Raw genomic sequence first — 12096 nt, 5'->3', positions numbered from 1 at the left:
TCATGGTAGCTATAAACTCAACTTTAGATAAAACAGGCTTTATTATAAAACCTGTTTTATATTAAGGAGCTTTAGGTTAATGGGCAATATACAAGCTATGGAACAAGCACCACATCTTTCAAGTCCAAACTCAAAGTCACCGGTTCCATATCCGTCAAATACATTTTCACCCGGAATTTCTGCACTGAACCATCAGGAAATGGTACTTCCACCAGTGGTAACAACAATGTATTAGCTCCCGCTTCTAATGTACCAAAAACCGCTTCATTGTTGATTTGTTGATGCACGGATTTAAGTGTTTCAGGCAGTAAAATAAAACGTGCAACATTACCTTCCATACCTGCCAACGCCAGCGTTAAGCTAAAGCGTTCCCTATCCATTACATTCAGTGCAGGAATATCCAGTTGTAATTGCTCAGGCGAATAAACGGATAAAGGTTCCTGGGCAATAACAACTTGATTATTAGGGGGAACTGAGTCTTGCGTCAGTGTTAATGTCGTCGGCTGAAAACCAAGCGCACTCACGCTGATATCAATTGCGGGTACACTGGAATTTGGTAAAAAAATACCCTTGTTTCCTTGTCCGATAGATTCAAGTTCATTTTGTGAAGCCGAAGGCCTTACAGTAACAATAGGCACTGGATCTATGCCGAGAACGCCTACAACACTATACTCCACTGGACTCTCACCCCAGCCCTCACCGGGATTATCTGGCTTGAATGAGCGAATTTCACTGCGTGTCAGTTCGCCATAGCAGTCCAGCGCTTCAACCAGCCAATAATAAGTCATCTGGTCTTTCAGTCCTTCCCTAAATACTTTGGCTTGCTCATCCCAGACTAAAGCATCACCACCTATTGCACTCATGGAACGGTGTAAATCATCCTGCCGATAAATAACAGATTGCATAGAAGCGTCTGTGGCAATTACCAGATTATAAGTGACTAAACAGGCTTCCGGGTCTACGCTGTCCTGCCAATCAAACAGCAAAGCTGTTTGCGGATTTTTACCTGTTTGCGTTTTGCCATTGGCATCTGGGAACAGCAGACTAAATGTGCTGGGCGGTTGGTTATTCTGGCTTGCGGGAAGCCGTTTATAAACCACGGAATGACGGATAGGGGAAATATCTCCTTTATGAACCACGCGGCCCTGATTATCCAGGGTTTGTGTGGTGATATCATGGATATAATACAAAATGTCATAACGTCCGGGTTTGTCGAAATACTCATAAGCAAATTCAAAACGCCCGGTTGCTTCATTGAGTTTAGGAAAATACCCTGGCAAATCAATTTCTATCTGCTCACTGGCAATGAATTTATCATTCCACAACAGTTCCAGCGGTAAGGGTTCGCGTATCTGTATTGCTGCTGCTTCAGTCCGGTTGAAGTCATTCACACCTAGCCACAGCAAAGCTTGGTTTTTATTCTCTGGTAAAATAAGGGTTTCCGTGACCTGGGTAATATACAGATTTTCCCAGTTAATCTTGCTATATGACGCGCCCACGCCCAGTTTAATCTGTTGCGCAAAGTCGCCATCACCGCCACTGTACAACACATTACTGCCACTCCTATCGCCGTTATCATCCAGCAGAGGATGCTGTGCTGCGTCGTCATGGAAGCGGTTAGTAAAATCACTGAGCAAGCTGGCACTGTTACGGGTAAATAATTCCGTATCATGGGTTGCGCTTATAAAAGCAGTGTTCAGATTATCACCAGCGCCCAAACGTTGAAATAAGTTTTCCATGAAATACTCACCGTTGCGGATACCATCGGCTTCTAACGGGCCTTTATAAGAGACTTCATCACCTGTGGCACTGGTAATAATAATCCGCCCTTCCCCAGACAACTCAGGAATAAAACTGCCGGAATAACAAGCACCCAGCATTACGATACGTGGACTTGCCAGTGCTTCCGGCGTTTCCAGATTCGCCTCCAGATTTTCCAGCCAGGTATTTAATTCTTGTGGCGTAATGTGTTCATAATTTAATATGAAAGCACCAGGATTACCGTGATCGACCATAATTATATACAAAGGTGCGGGGGAACCATTCAGGCGTTGCGCGGCCCAATTTTCCACCTTATCCTGCAAGTCCGCCTTGTCGGGAATGGCATCAACGCCAGTTTGCGTATTGTCATAATTAAAGTGATAAATATTTTCATCATCAAATCCGCGTTCTTTCAACTGCCGCCAAATACGCAACAAGGTTTTATTATGCGCTGCCAGCCCTTCCTCATCTTTGACTTTGCCTTCCACTAATATCGCATAACCTGCCGACTGCCCCACTAATATTGATTGCTCCAAAGACTGCGAGGACTCTAAAGCGGGACTGCCATCAAAACGGGAAAGGAATTGGTATTGCCCTTTTTGTTCAAAGATCGGCAAATTTTGTGTATCAAAATAAAAAAAACCAAGGCTGTCAGTGCTTGTTTCCCATGTTGTCTCAGTATTATCAGACGCGATGACAGTCAAAATTACAGATAATCCTGTTAAATCATCATTGGTAGCCGGATAACGATTGACCTTGCCTGCCAAATTGAAATCACCTTTGTTTTCTAAAGTTGGTGTGCTGGCTGTTAAAGAGATTGCAGTAAAGTTGCGGTTATGAATATTGATGCTGTGGTCACTGCGATGACTGGTTTCATCTACAGCCCGCACTGTAATCGTATAAATACCTTGTAAGGTGATTGCATTAAAGTCATAACGCCAGGTTTCTTCTTGCGGCGCAGGTAAAGTCAACCAACGTGGGTTAGCAGACAAGGGGTTTTCCACACTGTCAGTCAAATAGAGTATCCCGTCAGCCGTTTCTACCTGTACTTGCAGTTCAAGGTGATGTAAACCTGTACCGTTATCAAAAGCTGTTCCCTGGATACTGGACAGATTTGTCTGGGTAGAATTTTGGGGCGGGTAAGTAATTACGATTTCTGGTGGTGTGGTATCAATCGTATAGGTTTCGGTTTTGATTTCACCTAATTGGCCTTGCTCATTAACTGCCGAAAAATTTAAGTTGGTGTTGGCCTTAATAATAATTTTATCAGAGTACTTGGGAGATTCTAAACTGGGAGTTGTGCCATCAAGCGTATAATGAATGGCTGTGCAGGCGGTACAGCTTAAACCAACCGCTTGAGAAGTTGCATAAGTATCACCCGGTGGCAAGGCCTTTATTGAACTGCCAAGGTTTTCAAAAAAGTGGATAGAATGTTCAAGGTTGCTCCATTCACCTACAATGGCATCCAGATCACCGTCATTGTCAATATCTCCTAAAGAAACTCCTGTAATAGTGGCAAATTCAGAAACTATATTGGGAAATATACCCGTTGGACTTGAACGGTGAAAAAAAACAGGATTTTCAGCTGTATTGATATACTCATAATAATGCACGGCTTGATCAGAACTTGATATAAACAGATCGCAATCGCCATCTTTATCCATATCTGCAAAAGCAGGTCTGACAAGTGAGTTAAATTTCATACGACTTAATGGGTTTTGAGTTTCGTCCTGTTCAATAAAGCTAGGTACATAAGGTGTTCCTATATTTTTATAAAATAAAAGATGGCCTTGATTAGTCCCTATCACAGCATCAAAATCTCCATCTTTATCAATATCACAAAAAGCAGGAGCCGCAGGTATACCACCTTGTAAGTTATAATAAGCTTGTAGTTCGACAAGTGATAATGGATTTTCTGCATCAAATTTCTCTATAAATTGAGAAGATGAGTTGCTAGTAATATTTTCATAAAATTGTATAGTTCCATTAATATTACCAATAAATAAATCAGTATCATTATCTTTGTCTATGTCTAAATATACTGGATATTGATAGACTGCACGGTTGTCATACTGTATTTGAATAGGGCTTTCAGATTTAATTTTTTCTATGAATCTAAGACCCATAGAGTTGCTAACATTTTGATAGAAAGGAATACCCGATTGAGGATTTAATAAACCAACGATAACATCTTGATTCCCATCTTTGTCAAAATCAATAAAAAATGGTGCAGGTCTTTGCCCTATACTGCTATTAAAACTATTGAGTGGGTTATTTTCACCAGTATGTTTAATAAACTTCTGTTCAGAAAAAATATGCTTATCCACATTTTCATAATATACACCACGCAAAAAAGCATCTAAATCACCATCAGCATCTATGTCACCAAATGTGGGTATGCTATTAGATAATAAACTGGATTCTGAAAAAGGATTAATATTACCAAATTGTTCTATGTATTCTGGTTTAAATATAGAACCTATATTTAAATAATAACGTGTTTGACCATTATCTTCTCCAATAAAGAGATCCAAATCTCCATCCTGATCAAAATCAATCAGAGACGGTGCGCTTTTTCCGCTTAATGGTGTTTCATAAAGCCGGTTTAATGGATTATTTTCACCCGTAACTTCAATAAAGTTAGGTGATTTAACAGCTCCTGTATTTCGGTAAAATTTTACTGTCCCCCCTTGCTCTCCAATGAATGCATCTATATCGCCATCATTATCAATATCTCCAAAAGTAGGTACACTAAAAAAACCAACATCCATGCTATCAAATGGATTTTCTATATTTGCTTGTGCTTCAAAAACCGCTTGTTGAGGACTTCCTTTGTTTTCATAATAAAAAATTTTTCCCTGCTCATTTCCAACAAACAGATCTAAATCGCCATCCTTATCAAAATCAACCAAGGCAGGTGTAGCACCGCTGTCTACATCGACAACAGGAGGAAGTGTAGCATCAGGCCCGTAAAAAGGATTACCACGAGCATAACGTTCTTCCAAATTCACATACAAGGCGTTCCCTGTGTTTTCATAATATAAAATTCTGCCAAATTGGCCTATGGCTAAATCCAAATCACCGTCATGATCAAGATCAGCCATTGCCCCACCTGAAACTGTGGAGCCTGTCATGGTAGTGATTTGTGGGAAGTAAGCAGAAGAAACGGACTCAAACTTTGGAACGGCTGCAACTTCCAAGCTAGTGACTAATATCGCCAGTCCCCATAAAAACAGACTTAATTGTTTGTTGAGCATAAGTGATACCTTAATCCTGAAAATGCTGCAAAACTATTCCGAGGCAATGCCTGCATATGCCTGCATCTCAGAATAAAGCTCATCAGAGATATTGTGTTGCTCTCTAAATAAATTGACACTTTCTGCAATGAGCAACTTTTTCAAACCTTGAAGAAAAAAGTGATGTGTAATTTTTCCTTATGGCGGATGGCGGCTTTGCCTTATTCGCCTTACAGCATTTCCCGCACATGCGGTTCAGCGCGGCGAAACAGCATCCAGGCAGGCCCCAGCAATAGCAGCCAGAGTATAACGGGGCGCAGAATATGGTACCCGTTCCACGTCATATCCTGTAAGCCGCCGTGAATTAGGCTCATGATGTCAGCAAAAGGATTAATCACCAGTACCCATTGCATGGCATCTGGCATCATGTCCGGTTTGTATAAAATCGGTGTGAGATACATGGTCAGGGTGATAAAAAAAGGAAAAATCTGTCCCAGATCTTTCAGGAATATGCCGATAACCGCAAGCAAATAAACCAGTGGAATCAGCCACAACATTAAAACCAGCATATTAAACAGGGCCAGAGGCGCAGCCGCAGGGCCAATCATTAAGGTGGCGGTGATGACGTTCACCAGGGTGTAAATCAAACCGGACATGAGCAAGGGTATCAGCGGTAATATTGCCAGGGGAAACAAGGCGCGTTGGTATAAACTGGCATATTCCTGAAATACGGTCAGGCTGCGAGATAAGACATCGGCAATAAAAAACCAAGTCAACATACCAACAATAAAATATTCTACAAAGGATACCCGGCCTGGAAAACGTATCTGTAGCACCATATCCATTAAAAACCAGAAGCCCAGTAATTGCAGGCCGGGTTGTAGTATTAACCAGCCTGCACCCAGCACGGTGCCGGAAGTGCGTCCGGCAATATCACGTTTTGCCAGCATCCATAGCAGTGAATAATGTGCAAAAGCATATTGCAGAGGTTCAATGAGGCCATTTTTGGTGGCAAAAAACCAACTTCGAGGCCAACTTAGAATGGGGGGCAAAGGATTGCTCAATGGTCTTAATCCATTTAATGTTGTAAAAAGATAAGGGGTATTACGCAAAAGTTTTTTTTGCAGGTTTTGAAGATTTGAAACGCAAAAAAACTGCTTTTACTGCATGCTGATTTTCATTTGTACCTTGCTAAGGAGCGAGAATTTTATAACTTCAGCAACTGGGCTGGTCTTTTCCTCCATTTTCTGCGTTGTGAAAATAGTTACATAGCTTGCTATGCGCCTGTTTTCACGCCTTGAAAATGAATAAAAATCCTGCGCCCAGTTCCTGCACTTATTTCATTCTCACTCCTAAACCCTAATATTTGCGTAACGCTTGACTGTAAATACTGAAGAATTCTCTACTTCTTGCTAAACTATGATGTCATATTAGGTTCCACAGCTTTATCTGTATTTTAACATTTTTTAAGGAGTGAGCGATGCGTACACCGATATTCCTGATTTCCCTGTTATATTTGGGTCTGAGCCTGACGCTCAATGTCCAGGCAGATGTGACCATGACCTTGACAGCGCCTGATGGTAAGGCGGTTGGCGGTGATTATTCAGGTCAGGGCATTGCGACCTGGTCAAATGGTGATCGTTACGAAGGTGAATTAAAAGCAGGTAAGCGTCATGGCAAAGGAATTTATACCTGGGCAGACAGTAAAGATCAATATGCCGGAGAATATCTCAATGGCGAGCGTCAGGGGCAGGGTAAATATACCTGGACTAATGGCAACCGCTATGAGGGGCGCTGGGAAAAAGGCGAACGCACCGGCAAAGGCATTTTTGCCTGGAGTAATGGTAATCGTTATGAAGGCAGTTTTGTGGCGGATAACCGTACCGGTAAGGGGAAGCTGGCGTGGAATAATGGCGATGTCTATACCGGTGATTTTAAAGATGATGAGCGCACGGGTAAAGGCGTTTATATCTGGAAAAATGGTGATCGTTATGAGGGGGGATACCTGAATGGTCGCCGTCATGGCACCGGCTCCTATACCTGGAAAGAAACCGGCAATAAATATGTGGGCGATTGGGAAACCAACCAGCGTACGGGTCAGGGTATTTACTCCTGGAAAACTGGAGAGCGTTATGAAGGCGCGTTCAAAGATGATCAGCGTCATGGCCTTGGCACCATGTTTTCCGCTTATGGTGATCGTTATGAAGGTGGCTTTGAAAATGATAAACGTCATGGTGATGGCAAGATGATCTGGGCCAATGGTGCGATGTATGAAGTTAAGTTTGAACATGGTCAGCAAGTAAAACGCTGATGTTTGTCGCATTAATGGTTGCTGGTGGGCTGGCACTGAGCTTTGGGTTGATTCTGGGTTATGCCTCGGTGCGCTTTCGGGTTGAGGGTAATCCGGTGGTGGATCAGCTTGATGAATTGTTGCCGCAAACCCAGTGTGGCAAGTGCACTTATCCCGGTTGTCGTCCTTATGCCGAGGCGATAGTGAATGAGGATGCCCCTATTAATTTATGTTCGCCTGGTGGGGAAAGCACAATGTTAAATATTGCACAGCTACTGGATCGCGAACCCTTGCCGATGGATGAAGTGGTTCAAGAAGAAAAACACAGGCTGGCAGTCATTAATGAAGATCTGTGTATTGGCTGCACCTTATGTATTCAGGCCTGTCCGGTTGATGCTATTTTAGGGGCATCGAAATTGATGCATACCGTGATTGCGCAGGAATGTACCGGTTGTGAGCTTTGCCTGCCACCCTGTCCGGTTGATTGTATTGACATGGTGGAAGTACCCATGACCCCCTCAAGTTGGTCATGGCCCAGCCCCGAACAATCGCCAAATTTGATAAACGGCACATCTGTTGAGGAGTCCACAACCTCATGAGTCATCATTTACCCCCACTTTGGAAATTTCATGGTGGCGTGCATTTGGAAAAATGTGCCAATCTGACGCATACGCAGATTGTACCTGCTGCTTTACCTGAAAAACTAACCGTGCCGCTGAGCCAGCATTTAGGCGAACCTGCAACACCGATTGTACAAGTTGGCGATAAGGTATTAAAAGGCCAGGTCATTGCGCAGTGTCTGGAGTGTTCAGAAGACACCGTGACGGCGCGGATTCATGCGCCGACTTCGGGAGTGATCACCGGTATCGCTGCGTTGCCGGTACCCCACCCTTCCGCTTTATCCGCACCCTGCATTATTATTGAGCCGGATGGTAAAGAGCAGTGGATAACACTAAATCCGGTGAAGACTTGCGTTAATCTGACATCAGAGGAATTGCGTCGCACCATTGCGCAATCGGGTATCGTGGGTTTGGGTGGTGCAGGATTTCCTTCACATTTAAAAATTAATCCCGGTGATATTCAGACTTTAATACTTAATGGCGCTGAATGTGAGCCTTATATCACCTGTGATGATTGCCTGATGCGCGAGCGTGCAGAGCAGGTGGTAATAGGCACACGTATTCTGGCGCATGCCCTGGGTGGGGTGAAACGCTGCATTATTGCTATTGAAGATAATAAACCAGAAGCTATCGCAGCGATAAAAGCGGTATTAGACAGTGATGATGGCAAGTATCAGATTTCCACTGAGCAACTGGATGTGATTTCCGTGCCGGCGCGTTATCCTATGGGTGGGGAGCGCCAGTTAATCCGGGTGTTAACCGGACATGCGCTGCCACGCAGCAACCTGCCGCGTGATTTTGGCATCGTAGTGCATAATGTGGGCACGGCGGCTGCCATTTATCAGGCGGTTAAAATTGGCAAGCCACTGATTTCCCGGGTGGTGACGATTACTGGCGATGGCGTGAATACGCGGCAGAATATGGAAGTGTTGCTGGGTACGCCGATGTCAGATTTATTGGCACAATGTGACGTTAAAACGGATGTCAGTGGTTTAATCATGGGGGGGCCGATGATGGGTTTGGCTTTGCCCAGTGCCAGTTTACCCATTATTAAAACGACCAATTGCTTGATAGCATCTGCACAAACTGCAATTGATACTGTAACGCCTGCGATGCCTTGTATCCGGTGTGGTGCTTGTGAACAGGTCTGTCCTGCTGAGTTATTGCCGCAACAACTGTATTGGTATGCCAAGGCCAATGATTTTGACAAGGTGCAGCGTTATAATTTGTTTGAATGTATTGAATGTGGCTGTTGCGCTTATGTCTGCCCCAGTCAGATTCCGCTGGTACAATATTATCGTTATGCCAAAGCCGCTGTGCGTACCCGTGATGCTGAAAAATTACAGGCGGAGCGTGCGCGTGAGCGTTTTGAATTCCGTAGTTTCCGTCTGGAGCGAGAAAAAGCAGAACGCAAAGCGCGCCATCAGCAAAAACGTAATGCCTTGAAAAAACCGGTAGCGGGTGCAAAAAATGTGGTAACGGATAAACAAGCGGCAATTGCTGCCGCGCAAGCGCGGGTTAAGGCGAAAAAAGCAGCTAAACCGGATAAAACGGACGATTAATGTTAAGTATTCCCAATTTACCAGAAGCTGAACGCCCCCGGGAAAAACTGCTAAAGCATGGCCCAAAAGCACTTTCTGATGCGGAATTGCTGGCTATTTTTTTGCGTGTGGGGGTGCGTGGTAAAACAGCTATTGATCTGGCAGAAGAGTTACTGGAGTCTTTTTCGAGTTTACGTAACTTATTATCTGCGGATTTAGAACAGTTTTGCCAGATTAAAGGTATGGGACCTGCAAAATATATTCAATTGCAGGCAACCCTGGAACTATCCCGGCGTTATTTTATAGCCGAGATGCAGCGCGGTGAATCTTTTAGCAGCCCGGATCACACCCGGCGCTTTTTATTGGCAAAGCTGCATACGCGTCCACATGAGGTGTTTGCCTGTTTGTTCCTGGATACTAAACATCGGGTCATTGCTTTTGATGAGTTATTTTATGGCACTATTGACAGCGCGGCAGTGTATCCCCGAGAAGTTTTAAAACGTGCACTGGCACATAATGCCGCTGCCGTTATTTTTGCGCATAATCACCCTTCCGGGGATGAGCAACCCAGTCAGGCTGACATTAGTTTGACACAACGCTTAAAAACAGCTTTGGATTTGGTTGATATTCGGGTACTGGATCATTTTGTGATTGGTGATCGCGCCTTATCCTTTGCTGAGCAGGGCTTATTGTAGGTTTATCTGTTTACCAACTGCTTCTGTTTCACGCTGATTATTGATGGTATGTGCTAGATTTCAACATTTTTGGATAAAATATCTTATATCGAATTCAGGTTAACTATGAGTAAAAAAAGTAAAAAAACTGCCCAGAATAGTCAGACCATTTGCTTGAATAAAAAAGCAAAGTTTGAATATTTTCTGGAAGAGCGTTTTGAGGCAGGACTGGTATTAGAAGGCTGGGAAGTGAAAAGCCTGCGCGCAGGTCGTGCCCAGCTCAGCGATGCCTATGTTCTGCTCAAACATGGCGAGGCCTGGTTGCTAGGTTCATTGATCACGCCACTGGCAACGGCATCCACGCATATTCAACCAGATCCTTCGCGCACCCGTAAATTATTACTGCATCGTGATGAGCTGAGTAAACTCATTGGCGCAGTAGAGCGCAAGGGTAAGGCTTTAATTCCAACTGCCATGTATTGGAAAAAAGGTCGGGCAAAACTGGAAATTGCCCTGGCTTCCGGTAAAAAAGCCCATGATAAACGTGATACCGAAAAAAATCGCGATTGGCAGCGTGAAAAAGAAAGGATTATGAAGGGGCATTAAGCAAGCTTTGTCTTAATTCTACAGGTGTCTTATTCTACAGGTGTCTTTTTTCAGCCTTGTTGCCAAAATTGAGATGAAATATAGAGGAAATGCGTCTTGACAGAAAAAAGGTTTACTCTTAAACTAATAAATGTGGACGTAATGAGCATTTAAGAAGGGGCTTCACCTGGTATTGGCCTCTCTTGGTGGACGGCAAGCCTTCAGGGGGCTTGTAGGTAGGACACGTAATGGTGGACTCTGACCCTTAAAGCTAAAGAGTTGCTGCTACTACCACACATAATAATTCAGCGCACGGTACCAATTCTGGTACCGTGTGCATTTTTCCCCTCAAATGCGGTTACAACAGAGTAAAATATCTTGTTGTTTGCATCCTGCTTTTTTTCAAGGATTGCTTGTCCCAGTGTTGATTTGACAACCGCAACCCTATGATTTCCTCTGATGTTATTAAACTCGCAATAAATAGGAGAGCCAGGCTGTAGAATATCTGCAACACTCCCCCAATCTTGATAACCTTTTTTGATTAAATATTGCTTGTGCTCCGCCCATATATGGTTTACACCAAAGCCTCTATTAGGCCCTCTATGCTTCCCCACTCTTAACTTGATAAAACCTTCCTGAAATTCAGGATACTTTTCCATATGTGGAATAAATCCAAAGTCATTATCTTTGGAATAAGGATTTTGTATAAATGTATTGTTACTCAATGACCGTCATCCTTTCCATTTTTTTATTTATTATAATACATTTGTCATTGTTTCAATAAAACATAAACTGCCCCGGTGCCGCCATCTACCGCGCGCGCCGAGCAAAAAGCCAGTACTTGATCATATTGCCGCAGCCAGTGGTTAAGCTTGTTTTTTAGTACTGGTTGTTTCTGCCAGGAGCCATTACCTTTGCCATGAATAATACGGGCGCAGCGAATATGATAAAATGCACAATCATGTAAAAAATCGGTAATCGCAACACGCGCCTCTGGCACTGTCAGGCCATGTAAATCCAATTCCCCTTCCAGACTGTATTGTCCTCGCCGCAGTTTACGCAAAACCCCATGTTGCATACCTGAGCGTAAATAGATTAACTCCTCACCGGTTTCCAGATCGGCAGGATCATAATGATCCGAGAGTAATTCACGACGTACCTGCTCATTATCCTGCATTTGTTGGCGAGGCAGCGGCTTGATTGCTCTGCGATAGGGATGTATCCGGTTTTGTTTGAGTGGTTTAACATCACCAACTAATTGTCGGAATAAGTTATTGTCCTTATCTGTACTCATTTTATATCAGCCATTCAGGCAATTGTTATACGCAATAGAAATCACCTTAGTCAAACAGGCGTGAAAAATGTATGATAACCTTGGTTTTCATTTTT

9 protein-coding genes are annotated in these 12096 nt (G+C 43.5%); 5 read left to right on the top strand and 4 right to left on the bottom strand.

The window, feature by feature from the left end; genetic code table 11:
* Positions 1–95 precede the first annotated feature (95 nt).
* Positions 96–5018 (bottom strand): FG-GAP-like repeat-containing protein, encoded by a 4923-nt coding sequence (locus tag QUF61_RS03910; RefSeq protein ID WP_289680563.1) that lies wholly within the window; start codon positions 5016–5018, stop codon positions 96–98.
* Between the two features lie 209 nt (positions 5019–5227).
* Positions 5228–6061, bottom strand: a complete 834-nt coding sequence (locus QUF61_RS03905; RefSeq protein WP_289680561.1) for an ABC transporter permease — start codon at positions 6059–6061, stop codon at positions 5228–5230.
* 416 nt (positions 6062–6477) lie between these two features.
* Between QUF61_RS03905 and QUF61_RS03900 the strand changes: the two genes are divergently transcribed.
* The 5 genes from QUF61_RS03900 to smpB all read left to right on the top strand — a co-directional run bounded on the left by QUF61_RS03900 (position 6478) and on the right by smpB (position 10728).
* Positions 6478–7308, top strand: coding sequence for an MORN repeat-containing protein (locus tag QUF61_RS03900; protein ID WP_289680559.1), 831 nt, complete (start codon positions 6478–6480; stop codon positions 7306–7308).
* Positions 7308–7886 carry an electron transport complex subunit RsxB gene (gene rsxB / locus QUF61_RS03895; protein WP_289680558.1) on the top strand — a complete coding sequence of 193 codons (579 nt, stop codon included), beginning with the start codon at positions 7308–7310 and terminating at the stop codon, positions 7884–7886. Before QUF61_RS03900 ends, rsxB begins: the two co-directional genes overlap by 1 nt.
* Positions 7883–9469, top strand: coding sequence for an electron transport complex subunit RsxC (gene rsxC / locus QUF61_RS03890; RefSeq protein ID WP_289680557.1), 1587 nt, complete (start codon positions 7883–7885; stop codon positions 9467–9469). The genes rsxB and rsxC overlap by 4 nt, the downstream gene beginning before the upstream one ends.
* A complete protein-coding gene (gene radC, locus QUF61_RS03885) occupies positions 9469–10143 on the top strand; it encodes a RadC family protein (protein ID WP_289680555.1) in 675 nt (224 codons plus the stop codon). Before rsxC ends, radC begins: the two co-directional genes overlap by 1 nt.
* 105 nt (positions 10144–10248) lie before the next feature.
* Entirely contained in the window at positions 10249–10728 is a 480-nt protein-coding gene (gene smpB, locus QUF61_RS03880) for an SsrA-binding protein SmpB (protein ID WP_289680553.1), read from the top strand.
* Between the two features lie 284 nt (positions 10729–11012).
* On the opposite strand, the gene QUF61_RS03875 is transcribed toward smpB, so the two are convergent.
* Together QUF61_RS03875 and QUF61_RS03870 are read right to left on the bottom strand one after the other, a co-directional pair.
* The gene (locus QUF61_RS03875; RefSeq protein WP_289680552.1) at positions 11013–11432 is read right to left on the bottom strand and encodes a hypothetical protein; all 420 of its coding nucleotides are present in this window, start codon (positions 11430–11432) and stop codon (positions 11013–11015) included.
* Positions 11433–11476: 44 nt separating this feature from the next.
* Positions 11477–12001 (bottom strand): Smr/MutS family protein, encoded by a 525-nt coding sequence (locus QUF61_RS03870; RefSeq protein ID WP_103919849.1) that lies wholly within the window; start codon positions 11999–12001, stop codon positions 11477–11479.
* Positions 12002–12096 lie beyond the last annotated feature (95 nt).

The organism is Candidatus Venteria ishoeyi, assembly GCF_030378065.1.
In the GTDB taxonomy this organism is placed as follows: domain Bacteria; phylum Pseudomonadota; class Gammaproteobacteria; order Beggiatoales; family Beggiatoaceae; genus Venteria; species Venteria ishoeyi.
The sequence above is the reverse complement of the archived record's forward strand: the minus strand, read 5'-3'. Positions and strand labels throughout refer to the sequence as shown.

Excerpts from the sequence above, each read along its gene's own strand:
- QUF61_RS03910 (WP_289680563.1), bottom strand. The coding sequence starts at position 5,018 with ATGCTCAACAAACAATTAAGTCTGTTTTTATGGGGACTGGCGATATTA.
- QUF61_RS03900 (WP_289680559.1), top strand. The coding sequence starts at position 6,478 with ATGCGTACACCGATATTCCTGATTTCCCTGTTATATTTGGGTCTGAGC.
- rsxB (WP_289680558.1), top strand. The coding sequence starts at position 7,308 with ATGTTTGTCGCATTAATGGTTGCTGGTGGGCTGGCACTGAGCTTTGGG.
- rsxC (WP_289680557.1), top strand. The coding sequence starts at position 7,883 with ATGAGTCATCATTTACCCCCACTTTGGAAATTTCATGGTGGCGTGCAT.
- radC (WP_289680555.1), top strand. The coding sequence starts at position 9,469 with ATGTTAAGTATTCCCAATTTACCAGAAGCTGAACGCCCCCGGGAAAAA.
- smpB (WP_289680553.1), top strand. The coding sequence starts at position 10,249 with ATGAGTAAAAAAAGTAAAAAAACTGCCCAGAATAGTCAGACCATTTGC.
- QUF61_RS03870 (WP_103919849.1), bottom strand. The coding sequence starts at position 12,001 with ATGAGTACAGATAAGGACAATAACTTATTCCGACAATTAGTTGGTGAT.